This is a genomic window from Roseicyclus sp., assembly GCF_052168335.1.
Taxonomy (GTDB): Bacteria; Pseudomonadota; Alphaproteobacteria; order Rhodobacterales; family Rhodobacteraceae; genus Roseibacterium.
This window is the reverse complement of the sequence record NZ_JBQLZP010000325.1, coordinates 1-15,522: the sequence shown is the minus strand read 5'-3', so window position 1 is coordinate 15,522 and position 15,522 is coordinate 1. Positions and strand designations below refer to the sequence as shown.

Annotated in this window: 13 protein-coding genes, 1 pseudogene and 1 riboswitch; of the genes and pseudogenes, 10 read left to right on the top strand and 4 right to left on the bottom strand. The window is 71.4% G+C overall.

Annotated features, from left to right (window positions below):
- Window positions 1–156 precede the first annotated feature (156 nt).
- From ACTS11_RS10050 to ACTS11_RS10040, 3 genes are all read right to left on the bottom strand, one after another.
- Window positions 157–1,332: an acetyl-CoA C-acyltransferase family protein gene (locus tag ACTS11_RS10050; RefSeq protein WP_442640178.1), complete on the bottom strand. Its 1,176-nt coding sequence runs from the start codon at window positions 1,330–1,332 to the stop codon at window positions 157–159.
- Between the two features lie 102 nt (window positions 1,333–1,434).
- Window positions 1,435–3,030 carry a phosphoglycerate dehydrogenase gene (gene serA, locus ACTS11_RS10045; protein WP_442640177.1) on the bottom strand — a complete coding sequence of 532 codons (1,596 nt, stop codon included), beginning with the start codon at window positions 3,028–3,030 and terminating at the stop codon, window positions 1,435–1,437.
- Window positions 3,031–3,111: 81 nt separating this feature from the next.
- Window positions 3,112–4,266 (bottom strand): phosphoserine transaminase, encoded by a 1,155-nt coding sequence (locus ACTS11_RS10040; RefSeq protein WP_442640176.1) that lies wholly within the window; start codon window positions 4,264–4,266, stop codon window positions 3,112–3,114.
- A 307-nt stretch (window positions 4,267–4,573) separates the two neighbouring features.
- On the opposite strand from ACTS11_RS10040, the gene ACTS11_RS10035 reads away from it, so the two are divergent.
- The 10 genes from ACTS11_RS10035 to ACTS11_RS09990 all read left to right on the top strand — a co-directional run bounded on the left by ACTS11_RS10035 (window position 4,574) and on the right by ACTS11_RS09990 (window position 15,155).
- A complete protein-coding gene (locus ACTS11_RS10035; protein ID WP_442640175.1) occupies window positions 4,574–5,008 on the top strand; it encodes a MarR family winged helix-turn-helix transcriptional regulator in 435 nt (144 codons plus the stop codon).
- An 82-nt stretch (window positions 5,009–5,090) separates the two neighbouring features.
- Window positions 5,091–5,281, top strand: a riboswitch (cobalamin riboswitch).
- Between the two features lie 142 nt (window positions 5,282–5,423).
- The gene (locus ACTS11_RS10030) at window positions 5,424–7,232 is read left to right on the top strand and encodes a TonB-dependent receptor plug domain-containing protein (RefSeq protein ID WP_442640174.1); all 1,809 of its coding nucleotides are present in this window, start codon (window positions 5,424–5,426) and stop codon (window positions 7,230–7,232) included.
- 16 nt (window positions 7,233–7,248) lie between these two features.
- Window positions 7,249–8,061, top strand: a complete 813-nt coding sequence (locus ACTS11_RS10025; RefSeq protein ID WP_442640173.1) for an ABC transporter substrate-binding protein — start codon at window positions 7,249–7,251, stop codon at window positions 8,059–8,061.
- A complete protein-coding gene (locus ACTS11_RS10020; protein WP_442640172.1) occupies window positions 8,058–9,047 on the top strand; it encodes a FecCD family ABC transporter permease in 990 nt (329 codons plus the stop codon). The genes ACTS11_RS10025 and ACTS11_RS10020 overlap by 4 nt, the downstream gene beginning before the upstream one ends.
- Entirely contained in the window at window positions 9,044–9,802 is a 759-nt protein-coding gene (locus ACTS11_RS10015) for an ABC transporter ATP-binding protein (protein ID WP_442640171.1), read from the top strand. Before ACTS11_RS10020 ends, ACTS11_RS10015 begins: the two co-directional genes overlap by 4 nt.
- Window positions 9,799–10,443, top strand: a complete 645-nt coding sequence (locus ACTS11_RS10010; RefSeq protein WP_442640170.1) for an adenosylcobinamide amidohydrolase — start codon at window positions 9,799–9,801, stop codon at window positions 10,441–10,443. Before ACTS11_RS10015 ends, ACTS11_RS10010 begins: the two co-directional genes overlap by 4 nt.
- Before the next feature lie 57 nt (window positions 10,444–10,500).
- Window positions 10,501–11,181: an ABC transporter ATP-binding protein gene (locus tag ACTS11_RS10005; protein WP_442640169.1), complete on the top strand. Its 681-nt coding sequence runs from the start codon at window positions 10,501–10,503 to the stop codon at window positions 11,179–11,181.
- A 2-nt stretch (window positions 11,182–11,183) separates the two neighbouring features.
- Complete coding sequence (locus ACTS11_RS10000) at window positions 11,184–13,586, top strand: FtsX-like permease family protein (protein WP_442640179.1); 2,403 nt, start codon at window positions 11,184–11,186, stop codon at window positions 13,584–13,586.
- Window positions 13,586–14,641 (top strand): lipocalin-like domain-containing protein, encoded by a 1,056-nt coding sequence (locus tag ACTS11_RS09995; RefSeq protein WP_442640168.1) that lies wholly within the window; start codon window positions 13,586–13,588, stop codon window positions 14,639–14,641. Before ACTS11_RS10000 ends, ACTS11_RS09995 begins: the two co-directional genes overlap by 1 nt.
- A complete protein-coding gene (locus ACTS11_RS09990; protein ID WP_442640167.1) occupies window positions 14,634–15,155 on the top strand; it encodes a pyridoxamine 5'-phosphate oxidase family protein in 522 nt (173 codons plus the stop codon). Before ACTS11_RS09995 ends, ACTS11_RS09990 begins: the two co-directional genes overlap by 8 nt.
- Before the next feature lie 3 nt (window positions 15,156–15,158).
- Here the strand turns inward: ACTS11_RS09990 and ACTS11_RS09985 are convergent.
- Window positions 15,159–15,522: pseudogene (locus tag ACTS11_RS09985) on the bottom strand (alpha/beta hydrolase); the annotation flags it as partial.

Sequence of the window (15,522 nt, the reverse complement as noted above, 5' to 3'; positions counted from 1 at the left end):
CGCTCGGCCTGGAGCCGGGCACGACGCTCCTGCGTCAGCCGCGCATCGAACCCGCTCAGTGACATCCCCGACGCCGTGCCCACCCCAAGAACAGATGGGCCGAGCATGCGCGTCCGCGCTGAAAAACCGGTTAACCGCGCTGCTGCGCGGCCCGCCTCAGACCCGCTCGATGGCCAGGGCGATGCCCTGGCCGCCGCCGATGCACATGGTCACGAGACCGTAGCGCCCGCCGGTCCGCTCCAGCTCGTAGAGCGCCTTCACGGTGATGATCGCGCCCGTCGCGCCGACCGGATGGCCGAGCGCGATGGCGCCGCCGTTGGGATTCACCTTCGCGGGGTCGAGGCCGAGGCCCTTGTTCACGGCCAGCGCCTGCGCCGCGAAGGCCTCGTTCGACTCGATCACGTCGAAGTCGCCGATCTCGAGGCCGATCCGAGCCAGCAGGTTCTGCACCGCGGGAACCGGGCCGATGCCCATGACCTCGGGCCGGACGCCCGCATGGGCATAGCCGAGGATACGCGCGCGGGGTTTCAGGCCCGCCTTCTCGGCGGCATCCGCGCGGGCCAGCACCAGCGCTGCGGCGCCGTCGTTGATTCCGCTCGCGTTGCCGGCCGTCACCGTGCCGTCCTTGCGGAAGACGGTCTTCAGACCCGCCAGCGCCTCGGGGCTGGTGGCCTTCGGGTGCTCGTCGGTGTCGAAGGCGACGGTCTCGCGCTTCACCTTCACCTCGACCGGCACGATCTGGTCGCGGAAGCGTCCCTCCGCGATGGCGCGCGCGGCGCGCGACTGGCTCTCGAGCGCGAAGGCGTCCTGCGCGTCGCGGGTGATCTGGTGCTCGTCCGCGACGTTCTCGGCGGTGACGCCCATGTGCCCGGTGCCGAAGGGGCAGTGCAGCGCGCCGATCATCATGTCGAGGGCGCGCACGTCGCCCATCTTCTGGCCCCAGCGCGCATCCTGGAGGATGTGCGGCCCGCGGCTCATGCTCTCGGCGCCGCCGGCGAGGCCGTATTCCGCATCGCCCAGCGCGAGGGACTGGATCACCGAGACGATGGCCTGCGCCCCGGACCCGCAGAGGCGGTTGACGTTCATCGCGGGAACGGTGTCGGGGATGCCCGCGTCCATCGCCGAGATGCGGCTGAGATACATGTCCCGCGGCTCGGTGTTGATGACGTGGCCATAGGCGACGTGGCCGATCTGCGCGCCCTCGACGCCCGCACGCTCCAGCGCGGCCTTGGCCGCCGTGGCGCCGAGCGCGGTGGGCGCAACGCCCGCGAGCGACCCGCCGAAGGTTCCGATGGCCGTGCGCGCACCGGAAAGAATGACCACGTCTTCCATGAAAGCCCTCCCTGACTTGTCGGGCCCATGGAACCGCAGGGACACGGGCGGCGTCCATGCGACCTGGCGTTGCGGGGGCGGCGAGGCGCCGCCCCCCCGGCATCAGGCGGCGTCGAAGCGCAGCGTCCGAACCTGCTGGAAGAGGCCCGTGGCCGTCAGCTTGTCGAGGACATGCGCCGGCGGCGGCTCGTCGAGATAGAGAAGCGCGATGGCCTCCCCGTCGCGGGCCGAGCGGCCGAGGGTGAAGTTCGCGATGTTCACGCCGTTCTCGCCCATGGTCTGCCCGAGCGTGCCGATGATGCCCGGCACGTCCCTGTTCGTCGTGTAGAGCATGTGCGCCCCGATCTCGGCATCGATGTTGATGCCCTTGATCTGGATGAAGCGCGGCTTGCCGTCGGAGAAGACGGTGCCCGCGATCGAGCGCGTCTTGGACGGCGTCTTGACCACCAGGCGGATGTATCCGTCGAAGACCCCGGTCTTGTCCTGGGTCGTCGTGCTGATCTCGATGCCGCGCTCGCGCGCGATGATCGGGGCCGAGACCATGTTCACGTCCGGGTTCGTCGCCTTCATCACGCCCGCGATGGCCGCGCAGTTCAGCGCGTTCAGGTTCATGTCCTTCGCGATGCCGTTGTAGACGACCTCGATCTCCTCGATGGCGTCCTCGGTCAGCTGGCCGACGAAGGCGCCCAGATGCTCGGCGAGCTTCAGCCAGGGGCCCATGATCCGCGCCTCCTCGGCGGTGACGGAGGGCATGTTGAGCGCGTTCGACACCGCGCCGGTCAGGAGGTAATCGGCCATCTGCTCGGCGACCTGGAGGGCCACGTTCTCCTGCGCCTCGGTCGTCGCGGCGCCGAGATGCGGCGTCACGACCACGTTCGGCAGGTTGAAGAGCGGGTTCTCGGTGGCCGGCTCCTCCTTGAAGACGTCGAAGGCGGCGCCCGCGACATGGCCCTCGCGGATCAGGTCGGCCAGCGCCGCCTCGTCCACCAGCCCGCCGCGCGCGCAGTTGACGATGCGGACGCCCTTCTTCGTCTTCCGCAGGTTCTCGGCCGAGAGGATGTTCGCGGTCTTCTCGGTGTAGGGGACGTGCAGCGTGATGAAGTCCGACCGCTGCAGCAGCTCGTCGAGCTCGACCTTCGTCGCGCCGATCTCGCGCGCGCGTTCCTCGCCGAGGAAGGGGTCGTAGGCGAGCACCTTCATGCGGAGGCCGAGCGCCCGGGCCACGACGATCGAGCCGATGTTGCCCGCGCCGATCACGCCCAGCGTCTTGCCGGTCAGCTCGACCCCCATGAAGCGCGACTTCTCCCAGAGGCCGGCATGGGTCGAGGCGTTGGCCTCGGGGATCTGGCGGGCGACGGCGAACATCATGGCGATGGCGTGCTCGGCCGTGGTGATGGAGTTCCCGAAGGGCGTGTTCATCACGATGATGCCCTTCTTGGACGCGGCCGGGATGTCGACGTTGTCGACCCCGATGCCCGCGCGGCCGATCACCTTGAGGTTGGACGCCGCGGCGATGATCTTCTCCGTCACCTTGGTGGCGGAGCGGATGGCGAGGCCGTCATACTCGCCGATCACGGCGAGGAGCTTGTCCTTGTCCTTGCCGATTGAGGGATCGAAGGTGACGTCGACGCCGCGATCGCGGAAGATCTGCACTGCGGCGTCCGAGAGCTTGTCGGAAATCAGGACCTTGGGGGCCATGTCTGGGCACTCCTTGCTTGCGGACCGGCGGCGCGGGGGCCAGCCGGGTCATGCGTATTTGAAGAAAGATGAAAGGCAGGCTCAGGCCGCGCGGGCCTGCGCCTCGATCTCCGCGTGGAAGGCCCAGTCGAGCCAGGGCAGCATCGCCTCGATGTCCGAAAGCTCCACCGTCGCGCCGCACCAGATCCGGAGGCCCGGGGGCGCGTCGCGGTAGGCGCCGACGTCGAGCGCCGCGCCCTCCGCCTCGAGGCGTCTGGCCACGGCCTTGGCGAAGGCCGCGCCGTCGACGATGCGCGGGTCGGTGAACTTCAGGCAGACGGACGTGTTCGAGCGCGTCGCGGGATCAACGGCGAGGTTCGCGATCCAGTCGCGCGCGTCGCAGAAGTCGAAGATCGCCTGCGCGTTGCGGTCGGCGCGGGCCATGAACTCGGGCAGGCCGCCGATGGCGCGCCCCCAGTCGAGCGCGAGAAGCCAGTCCTCGACCGCGAGCATGGAGGGGGTGTTGATCGTCTCGCCCTCGAAGATGCCCTCGATCAGCTTGCCGCCCTTGGTCATGCGGAAGAGCTTGGGCATGGGCCAGGGGGGCGTGTAGCTCTCGAGCCGGGCGACGGCGCGGGGGCTGAGGATGAGCATGCCGTGCGCCGCCTCGCCGCCCATGACCTTCTGCCAGGAGAAGGTGGTCACGTCGAGCTTGTCCCAGGGCAGGTCCTGCGCGAAGGCGGCGGAGGTCGCGTCGCAGATGGTGAGGCCCGCGCGGTCGGCGGGGATCGCGTCGCCGTTCGGAACCCGGACGCCCGAGGTGGTGCCGTTCCAGGTGAAGACCACGTCGGTGTCGAAATCGACCGTCGCGAGGTCGACGATCTCGCCGTATCCGGCGGTCACGACCTTCGCGTCGAGCTTGAGCTGCTTGACCGCGTCCGTGACCCAGCCCGCGCCGAAGCTCTCCCAGGCGAGCATGGTGCAGGGCCGCGCGCCGAGAAGCGACCACATCGCCATCTCGACCGCGCCGGTGTCGGAGGCCGGCACGATGCCGATGCGGTAATCCGCCGGAACGCCGAGGATCTCGCGCGTGCCCTCGATCGCTGCCTTCAGCTTGTCCTTGCCGACCTTCGCGCGGTGCGAACGGCCGAGCGCGGCGCCGGAGAGCCTGTCGAGCGAGAATACGGGGGGTTTGGCGCAGGGGCCGGAGGAAAAACGCGGGTTTGCCGGCCGCGTCGCCGGTTGGTCGAGTGCCATCTCTGGATACCCTCTCAGATATGCGCCCCTCGTTGGGGAGGGGTGTCCCGCGGACGGCAATACGCCCGGATCGGGACCCCGGCAAGACGCAAAATGCGGCCGAAGCGTCGCAATCCGGCGGTGCGGCGCCGGGTCCCGTCCACCATCGGAAACCCGCGCGCGGCGGCGGCGGCGAGCACCGCGGCCTGTGCCGACAAGCGGGCTGGACAAGAGAACTGTCCACGGAGTTTGACATTGCTCTTGCGCGAAACCGAAGGGGGGCGCTAAACTCAAAGGCGAACTTCCTTGCCGAAAAGGATTGGTGCACGTGAAGGATCAGGCCCAATCCCTCGCCTTTGACCTCGGCGAGTATCTCCCGTTCCAGATGTCCGTCATCGCCAGCCGCGTGTTCCAGCGCGTGATGGAGGAGGCCGGGCTGCAGGTGCCGGAATGGCGGATCATGATGGCGCTGCCGGCGAATCAGCCCTGCTCGTCGCATGATCTCTGCATCCTGACCGCGATGGACGCCGCCCGTGTCAGCCGGGCGCAGCGGCGGCTCGAGGATCTGCAGCTCATCTCGGTGATCCGCGACAAGACCGACCGGCGGCGCCTCGTGGTCCGGCTGTCCACCAAGGGGCTGCAAGAGGTCCTGCGCCTGAAGACCGCGGCGCGCGACGCCGAGAACGATCTCCTCGATTCGCTCGGTCCCGAGGACCGGGCGCAGCTGAAGACCGCCATCGGCGAGATCTTCGCGCAGATCTGAATCCCGACCGACCGCCGTGCGGCATTTCGCGTCCGGACCACCGGGCGTCGCTTCCCGGCTTGTCCGACTCGCCTTCCGGTCGTACGACTCGGGGTGCTTCGGTCCGGGCGTCCCAGGGCGTCCGGTGAAAAGGGAACGCGGTGAAATTCCGCGACTGCCCCCGCAACTGTAAGCGGCGAGCGCGACCGGCACATGCCACTGGGGAAACCCGGGAAGGCCCGGTTCGAGCGACGACCCGCAAGTCAGGAGACCTGCCGAAGTGATCACCCTGGCCGGGCGCGGAGGGCGCCACGGGCAACGGTTCTTTCCGTAGTGGTGACAACTTCACCGTCTGCGGAGGGTCTTCCCCTTCAAGGACAATTTCGAGTTCGCAGGCGGTGCCGGAGTGCGCGCCTGCATCTGGGGGACATGGATCATGAACCGATTCCTTTCCGGGGTTGCGGTCGCGGCCCTCTGCGTGGCGCCCGCCGCCGCGCAGGACGCCTTCATGCTGGACGACATCGTCTTTTCGGTCGGCCTGACGCCCGTGGGCGGGGACCGCACCGGCGTGACGTTCGACGTTCTGAGCGCCGAGGATCTCGCCTTCTCGGGGAACGCGCAGCTCTCGGACCGGCTTGCCACGGTTCCGGGCGTCAGCCTCAGCCAGAACGGTCCGGTCGGCAGCCAGACGACGCTGCGCATCCGCGGCCTGAATTCGAACTACATCCCGGTCTACCTGAACGGCATCGACATCACCGATCCCGCAAGCACGCAGACGAGCTTCGACTTCGGCGCGCTGGCGGGCACCGCGGCCTCGCGGGTCGAGATCCTGCGCGGCAGCCAGGGGCCGATCTACGGGTCCGAGGCCATCGCGGGCGTCGTCAGCATCGACAGCGACCTCGCGCCCGACGCGCCCGGAACCGAGGTCACGCTCGGCCTCGAGGCGGGAAGCTACGACACCTGGATCGGCACCTTCGGCGTCGGCACGCGGTCGGAGTTCGGCACGCTCTCCTTCTCGGCCACGCGGCTCGAGACCGAGGGCTTCTCGGCGGCGGACGAGAACGCCGGCAACACCGAGGCGGACGGCCACCGCTCGACCACGCTGACGCTGACCGGCGAATACCTGGCGGGGGAGGACGTCACGCTCGGCTTCTCGGCGTTCTGGATCGACAGCTACAGCGAGTTCGACGGATTCCCCGCACCCGCCTTCACCCTCGCCGACACCGCAGACGTGACCGAGGCCGAGCGCTATGGCGCACGGGTCTATGTGGGGTTCGACGCCTTCGGCCTCGAGCACGAACTGGCGCTGAGCGGGTCGCGGACGGACCGCTTCTTCCCGGGCGGCTTCACCGAGAATTTCCGGGGCGATCGCGCGACCCTCTCGTGGATCGCGTCGGCCGACCTCGGCGCGGACGCGAGCCTCAGCTTCGGGATCGACGCCACGCGGGAAAAGTTCGCGACCGACAGCGACCGCGGGACGGTCGACACGACCGCGATCTTCGGCGAATACCTCGCGGCGCTCACGCCGGAGTTCGACCTCTCGGCCTCGATCCGCTACGACGAGCATTCGCTCTTCGGAGGTCAGACCACGGGCCGCCTCGCGGCGGCCTGGCGTCCGGCGGAGGGAACGCTCCTGCGCGGGGCGCTGGCCACCGGCTTCCGCGCGCCGTCGCTGTTCGAGCTCTACTCGGGCGCCTTCGGGAACCCGAACCTCGTGCCGGAGGAGAGTCTCAGCCTCGAATTCGGGATCGACCAGACCATGGGCGACCTGACGCTCGGCGCGACGCTGTTCTACACCGAGATCGACAACCTCATCGGGTTCGCGGGCGGCGGCTACACCCAGGTGCCCGGCACCAGCACGACGCGGGGGATCGAGCTGACGGCCGACTACGCGCTGACCGACGCGCTGACGCTCTTCGGCAACCACACCTACACGGACGCGGTGGACCGGAACGGGAACCGCCTCGTCCGGGTTCCGCGGAACGACACGACGCTCGGGGTCGCGGGCGAGTTCGGACTGGACTGGAGCGGGAGCTTCACCGTCCAGCACGTCGCCGACCGGGTCGAAGGGGGCGCGCCGCTGGCGGACTATACACTGGCCAACGCGCAGATCGGCTATGGCCTGACCGAGACGACCGAGGTCTACTTGCGGATCGAGAACCTCTTCGACGAGGAGTACCAGACCGCGAGGGGCTACGGCACCAGTGACAGGGCGTTCTACATTGGCATCCGCTCGCGGTTCTGAGCGGCCTGGACGGCTGATGGCGGCGGCGGGCTTCGCGCTCGCCGTCGCCTCGCCCGTCCACGGCGACGCGCCCGCGCGGGTCGTGTCGATGAACCTCTGCACCGATCAGCTCGCCATGATGCTGGCCGCACCCGGGCAACTCGTCTCGGTCAGCGCCATCGCCCGCGATCCGCTCTCGTCCGTCATGCACGAGGCTGCGGCGGGCTACCCGGTCAACCACGGCGGGGCGGAGGAGATCTTTCTCCTCCGTCCCGACCTCGTGCTGGCCGGTGTCTGGTCCGATCCAGTGACCGTCGCGATGCTGCGCGGCCTGGGGATCGAGGTGGCGCAGCTCGAGGTCGCCGACAGCCTCGAGGACATTCCCGAACGCGTCATGGAGGTCGCGGCGCTTCTTGGCCGCGAGGCGGAGGGACAGGCTCTGATTGGCCGGTTCGAGACTGATTTGGCTGTCCTCGCAGGTTCACCGGAGGGTCCGCGCGCGGCCTTCTACTACCCCAACGGCTATACCCTCGGCACCGGGTCGCTGAGCCACGACATGCTCACCCATGCGGGCTTCACCCATATCGTGGAGGAGCTTGGCCGCGACGCCTCGGGCCGCGTGGCGCTCGAGCTTCTGGTTCTCGCCGCGCCCGATCTCGTCATCGGGTCCGAGCCCTATGCAGGCGCCTCGCGCTCGGAGGAGATCCTGCGCCACCCCGCGCTCGGCACGCTGGTCTCGGGCGCCGCCGGCATGACGAGCGGCCCGGACTGGGTCTGCGGAACGCCGCATGTCACCGGCGCGCTGGCCGACCTCGCCGCGGTGCGCGCCGGCATCGAGGCGGGCGAATGAGCCCGCGCGCCCTCTTCGCCGGTCTCGCCCTCGTCGTCGCAGCGCTCTTCCTCCTGTCGCTCCTGACCGGGCCCGCGGGCTTCGGCCCCGGCGAGAGCCTCCGCGCGCTCGTCACCGGGCAGGGCGAGGCCGTGACCCTCGTGATGCGCGAAATCCGCCTGCCGCGCGCGATCCTGGCCGTGATGGTCGGCGCTTCGCTGGGGCTCGCGGGCGCTGCGCTCCAGGGCTACCTGCGCAACCCGCTCGCGGAGCCGGGTCTGATCGGCGTCTCGGGCTCGGCGGCGCTGGGCGCGGTGATCGCTCTCCAGACCGGCTTCGCGGCGAGCTTCGCGCTTGCGCTGCCCGTCGCGGCGCTGGCGGGCGCGCTTGTCGCCGTCCTGCTGATCCTGGCGCTTGCGGGGCCGCGGGGCGGGTCGCTCACGCTGATCCTGGCGGGGATCGCCATCTCGGCGCTGGCGGGCGCGCTGACCTCGCTGGCGCTCAACCTGTCGCCCAACCCCTTCGCGGTGTCCGAGACGGTGTTCTGGATGCTCGGCTCGCTCGCCGACCGGTCCTTCCACCATGTCTGGATCGCGCTTCCCTTCATGGCGGCGGGCTGGCTGATGCTGGCGCTCACCGCGCGGGGCCTCGACGCGCTGACGCTGGGAGAGGACGCGGCGGCCTCGCTCGGGATCGGGCTCGGGCGGCTGCGGCTCCTCGTGGTGCTCGGAACGGCTTCGGCAGTGGGGGCGGCGACTGCGGTGGCGGGCGCCATCGGCTTCGTCGGCCTCGTCGTGCCGCACCTCCTGCGGCCGCTGGTCGGCGCGCGCCCCGGTGTGCTCCTCCCTGCCTCGGCGCTCGGTGGCGCGGCGATGGTGCTCGCCGCCGACATCGCCGTGCGCCTCATCCTGCCGGATCGCGACCTGAAGCTCGGCGTCCTCATGGCGATCGTCGGCGCGCCGCTGTTCCTGCACCTGATCTACAAGACGCGGAGGCAGCTCGCATGACGCTCCTGTCGCTCGGTGATCTGACGGTCTTTCGCGGCGAGTGCCCCGTGGTCGACCGCGCGACGCTCTCGGTCGGGGAGGGGGAGCTCGTGGGACTGATCGGGCCGAACGGCGCGGGCAAGACGACGCTGCTGCGCGCCGCGCTCGGCCTCTTGCCGCACAAGGGGGAGAGCTCGCTGGCCCGCCTCGCCCCGGCCGAGCGCGCGCGACGGGTCGCCTGGCTGCCGCAATCGCGCGAGATCGCCTGGCCCGTGGCGGTGCGTACGCTGGTCATGCTCGGCCGGGTGCCGCACCTCGCGGGCGGACAGCGGCCTGGGCCGGAGGACGAGACGGCGGTCACGGAGGCGCTCGCCGCGATGGACCTCGCGGGCTTCGGAGACCGGCCCGCCACCGAGCTCTCGGGCGGCGAGCAGGCGCGCGTCCTCATCGCCCGCGCCCTGGCGCAGGAGACGCCCCTGATCCTCGCCGACGAGCCCACCGCGGGCCTCGATCCCGGCCACCAGATCGGCGCGCTCCGGCGCTTCGCGACGCTGGCGCGCGAGGGGCGTTGCGTCCTCGTGTCGCTGCACGATCTCGGCCTCGCCGCGCGGCACTGCACGCGGCTGATCCTGATGCACCGCGGCCGGATCGAGGCGGACGGCCCGCCGAGGGAGGTTCTGTCGCCCGAGCGGCTCGCCACCGTCTTCGGCATCCGCGCGCACCTGTCGGAGGGGCCCGACGGCCTCGTGTTCCAGCCGCTCGAGGTGATCGGGTGATCGACGTGCGGCTCGATCCGCCCTGGCTGACCGCGCGCCTGCCCGCGCCCATGCGCGCCTTGAGCTGGGCGCCATACCGGCCGGGTTTCGCGACGACCGACCGCGTCATCTGGCGCGAGGTGCGCAACGCCGACCTGACGGAGACGTTCGACGCCCTTGGCTGGCTGGCCGGAGCGCTTCACGCGCGCGGCGAGGGCGATGCCGTGGGCCTCCTGACCTCGCGCGATCTGGCGCAATTCAGGCTCGAATCCGCATGTTCGGATCGCACATCGGCCACCTGCCTCGCCACCGTGGGCCTGACCAACGCCGAGCGGGTCGGGCAGCGTCGGCATGTCCCGTCCGCGGGCCACGGGACGATCAACCTCCTCGCCGTGACCGATGCGCCGCTATCGGACACCGGGCTTGTCGAGCTTCTGTCCATCGCCACCGAGGCGCGGACCACCGCCGTGATGGAGCATGGTCCCGACCTGCCCGGCGGGCGTGCGACGGGCACCGGAACCGATTGCATCGTGGTCGCCGCACCGCCGGGCGAGACGGCCTATGCGGGGCTCCATACCGAGGTCGGCGAGGCGGTCGGCGCCGCCGTCCATCGCGCCGTGTCCGCCGGCGTCCGCGACTGGATGGCCGAGCAGCGCGCCTGATTGCGACGCGGTGACACCGGGGCTGTGCGCCGCCTGCCCGCCTGCTACATGCGGGCCATGACCGAAGCCGTCCTCGACCTCGACGCCGTGACCAAGCGCTATCCCGGCGCCGAGGGGCCCGTGCCCGTCCTCTCGGGCGTGTCCCTGCGCGTCGAGGCGGGCGAGACCCTGGCCCTGACCGGCGAGAGCGGCTCGGGCAAGAGCACGCTTCTCCACCTCGCGGGCGGGCTCGACACGGCCGATGGGGGCACGGTGCGCCTCATGGGGCAGGACCTCGCCGGTCTGTCGGACGCGGCCCGGGCGCGATTGCGCGGGCGGCACGCGGGCCTCGTGTTCCAGCAGTTCAACCTCGTGCCGTCCCTCGACGTTTCGGCGAACGTGGCGCTTCAGGCCCGGCTCTCGGGCCGTCACGACCCGGCGCTCGATGTACGGCTGATCGGGCGGCTCGGCCTCGCGGGGCTCGAGCGGCGCTTCCCCGAGCAGCTTTCGGGCGGGCAGCAGCAGCGCGTGGCGATCGCCCGCGCGCTGGCGGCGCGTCCGGACGTGATCCTGGCCGACGAGCCCACGGGCAACCTCGACGAGGCGACGGGCGACGCGGTTCTCGACCTGCTTCTCGAGCTGGCGGCCGAGACCGGCGCGGCGCTTCTGATGGTCACGCATTCCACGCGCCTCGCCGCGCGGCTCGGGCGGCAGCTCCGGCTGTCGCGCGGGCGGCTCGACACGGACCTTCCGGCGTGATGATGCTCGGCCCGGCGCTCCATGGCCTCCTGTCGCACTGGCGGCGCAACCCGCTCCAGCTCGCCATGCTGTGGCTCGGCCTCGCGCTCGCTACCGCGCTCTGGTCGGCGGTGCAGGCGATCAACGCCGAGGCGCGGGCGAGCTACGACGAAGCCGCGGGCGTGCTGGGACAGGACCGCCTCGCGCGGCTGGTAGCGGCGGATGGAGGGCCGGTGCCGCTTCAGGCCTATGTCGCGCTCAGGCGGCAGGGCTACCTCGTCTCGCCGGTGCTGACGGGCGAGCTCCGCGCGGGTGGAGCGCGGCTGCGCCTGATCGGGATCGACCCGCTGACCGCCCCGGCGGAGGCCGGCGCGCCCGCGCTCGACGGCAACCTCGACCTCGCCGCCTTCTTCACCGCGCCGGGCCTGCTGCTGGTGTCGGCGGAGACGGCGGACGGACCCTTGCCGCCGGACCTTCCCCCGCTCCGCATCGCCGAGGGCATCCCGCCCGCCGCCGCGCTGACCGACATCTCGACCGCCGCGCGCCTTCTCGGGCGGGAGGACCCGAGCCACCTGCTCATCGACGCCGCGCAGCCGGGCGGCCTGCCGCCCCTGCCCGGCGACAGCGGCCAGAGGCTGATGGAGCCCGACGCGGCGGACGATGTCTCGCGTCTGACGGGCAGCTTCCATCTCAACCTCACCGCCTTCGGGCTTCTGGCCTTCGGCGTCGGGCTCTTCATCGTCCATGCCGCCATCGGCCTCGCCTTCGAGCAGCGGCGCGCGACGTTCCGCACGCTCCGCGCCATGGGCCTGCCGCTCCGCGCGCTGATGACGGCGCTGGGGTTCGAGGTCGCGGCCATGGCGCTGATCGCTGGGGCGGCGGGAATCGTGCTCGGCTACGCCATCGCGGCGGCGCTGATGCCGGGCGTGGCGGGAACCTTGCGCGGCCTCTACGGCGCGGAGGTGACGGGCAGCCTGACCTTCGACCCGGTCTGGGCGGCTTCGGCGATGGGCATGACGCTGCTCGGGGCGGGGGCGGCGGCGGCGCAGGCGATGGTGCGGACGGCGCGGATGCCGCTTCTCGCGCCCGCACAGCCGAGGGCCTGGGCGCAGGCGACGGGCCGCGCGATGGGACGGCAGGCGGGGACGGCGCTGGCGCTCCTCGCGCTGGCCGTCGGGATCGCCTGGCTCGGCACCGGCCTTCTCGCCGGGTTCGCGATACTGGCCGCGCTCCTCCTCGGGGCGGCGCTGGGGCTGCCGGTGGTGCTGGCGGCGATCCTCGGCCTCCTGTCGGGTGCGGCGCGCGGGCCCTTCGCGGGGTGGCTCCTCGCCGATACGCGGCAGCAGCTTCCGGCGCTGTCGCTCGCGCTCATGGCGCTCCTCCTCGCGCTCGCGGCCAATGTGGGCGTCTCCACGATGGTCGGCTCCTTCCGGGCGACCTTCACCGGCTGGCTCGACCAGCGCCTCGCGGCGGAGCTCTACGTCTCCACCGCCGACGAGGCGGAGGGGCTGCGCCTGCAACGCTTCCTCGAGGGGCGCGCCGAGGCAGTGCTGCCCGTCGTCTCCGCCGAGATCCGCCTTTTCGGGCTGCCGGCCGAGGTCTACGGCGTCGTCGATCACGCGACCTATCGCGAGGCGTGGCCACTGCTGACCGCGACGCCGGACGCGTGGGACGCGCTCTTCGCCGGGGAGGCCGTCCTCCTGAACGAGCAGGCGGCGCGGCGCGAGGGGCTGTCGCTCGGCGATCCGGTGACGCTCGCGCCCGGTCTCGTCCTGCCGCTGGTCGGCATCTACTCGGATTACGGCAATCCCTCCGGGCAGGCGATCCTCGGCCACGACCTCTTCCGCGCGAGCTTCCCCGAGGCGCGGGCCGACGACTTCGCGATCCGCGTCGCGCCCGACGATGCCCCCGCGCTGGCCACCGCGCTCCGCGAGGAGTTCGGCCTGCCCGACGACGCCGTGCGCAACCAGGCGCAGATCAAGCGCTTCTCGCTCCAGGTCTTCGAGAACACGTTCCGCGTGACCGGCGCGCTCAATGTCCTGACGCTGGGCGTGGCGGCGCTCGCGCTTCTGACGAGCCTCCTGACGCTGTCCGCGCTGCGCCTGCCGCAGGTGGCGCCGGTCTGGGCGCTCGGCGTGACGCGGGCGCGGCTGGCGCGGGCGGAAGTCTGGCGCCTGCTGATCCTCGCGGGGCTGACCTTCGGGCTGGCGCTGCCGGTAGGCCTGTTGCTCGCCTGGGTGCTTCTGGCCGTGGTGAACGTCGAGGCCTTCGGCTGGCGCCTGCCCATGCTGGTCTTCCCGGCCGACTGGCTCCGCCTTTTCGTGCTGTCGCTTCTGGCGGCGGGGCTGGCGGCGGCGTTGCCCGCGCTCCGGCTCGCGCGGATGCAGCCCGCGCGGCTCCTCCAGGTCTTCTCGCAGGAGCGGTGATGCGAAGCCTAGCCATTCTCCTTTGTTTCCTTGCGGGCCCCGCGCTTGCGCAGGGTTTCGCGGGTCTCGGCACCAGCGCCGAAGGCTTCGCCGTGCCCCGGCCGGAACCTGTGTTCGACTTCCCCGAGGACCACGGCGCACACCCGGACTACCGGATCGAGTGGTGGTACCTGACCGCCACGCTGGAAGGTGCGGACGGCGCGGAATACGGCGTGCAGTGGACGCTCTTCCGCAGTGCACTCGCACCACGAACGGCCCCGGGATGGGAGGCGCCGCAGCTCTGGATGGGGCACGCGGGCCTCACGACGGCGGACGCGCATTTCAGCGCCGAACGTCTCGGACGCGGCGGGATCGGGCAGGCGGGCGTGACGGTCGAGCCCTTCGCGGCCTGGATCGACGACTGGTCGATGGTGTCCGTCGCGCCGCCGGGGGCGGACGCCTATTCCGCGCTCGACCTGACGGCGCGGGGCGCGGACTTCGCCTACAGCCTGACGCTCGGGGCGCAAGGCCCGCTCGTCTTCCACGGAGACGGAGGATTCTCGGTCAAGTCGGCGGAGGGACAGGCCAGCTACTACTACTCGCAGCCCTTCTACGCGGTGGCGGGCACGCTGACGCTTCCCTCCGGCGAGGTCGCCGTCACCGGCACCGCCTGGCTCGACCGGGAATGGTCCTCGCAGCCGCTGTCCGAGACGCAGGACGGGTGGGACTGGTTCTCGCTCCAGTTCGGGGACGGCTCGCGGATGATGGGCTTCGGCCTCCGCGACCGCGCGGGCGGGAGCTTCACCTCGGCGACGTGGATCGAACCGGACGGAACGACCACGCCCTACGGCGACGGGGCGCTCCGGCTGACGCCGCTGGCCCATACCGAGGTCGCGGGGCGGCGCGTGCCGACCGAGTGGCGCGTCGAGTTGGCCGCGCGCGGCCTCGACATCACGACGCGGCCCCTGAACCCGCAGAGCTGGATGGACACGAGCTTCGCCTACTGGGAGGGGCCGATCCGTTTCGAGGGCAGCCACGAGGGCCGCGGCTATCTGGAGATGACCGGATATGAGTGATCCGCGCGACCTTCTCGACCGCGTCTGGTCGCACCTGACGCGCGGCGTCGCCGACCGGCGCCACCCGGCGCGGCACCCGGTGCTCGCCACGATGGGACCGGACGGACCGGAGGCGCGCATCCTCGTGCTGCGTGCGGCCAGCCGGGCCGAGGGGGTGCTGGAACTCCACACCGACGCGCTCTCGCCCAAGGTCGCGCAGATGGCGGCCGAACCGCGGGTGGCGCTGCATGTCTGGGTGCCGAAGGACCGACTCCAGATCCGGATGCGGGCGCGTGCGGAAGTCGGCCCCGGCGACCCCGCGCTCTTCGCCTCCCTGCCCGAGGCCGCGCGGGCGAACTACGGCGGCGCCGCGCCGGGCAGCGCGCCCGACGACGGCGGGGCCGGGGGCGACCCCGCCCGCTTCGCCCTCATCCGCTGCACCCTTCTCGAGATCGACGCGCTCGAGCTGTCCGACCCGCACCGGCGCGCGCTGTTCGCGGCACCGGACTGGCAGGGCCGCTGGATCGCGCCCTGAGGCTCAGACGCCGGGATCGAACAGAGGGAAGGTCACGCCGAGCGACCAGCCGAGGATGATCCCGAGGCCCAGGCCCATCGCGAGGACCGAGCCCGTCCTCCGCCCGACCCATGCGCCCATCAGCCCGAAGCTGAGATAGAACAGCAGGATCACCGGCAGGATGATGAGGAGGAAGAACAGCCGCTCGAAATCGAGCGCAACGGCGATGCCGAGCGAGACGAGGAAGAGGATGCGCCCAGCCCAGCGCCGCCACAGCCGCGCGCGTCCCGCCTCGAGCAGCACGGCGTCGCCCAGCATGGCGAGGATCGCACCCGGCAGGATCGCGCCCATCACCGGCACGCGCGCCGCGACGGGAACGAAGCTCGCG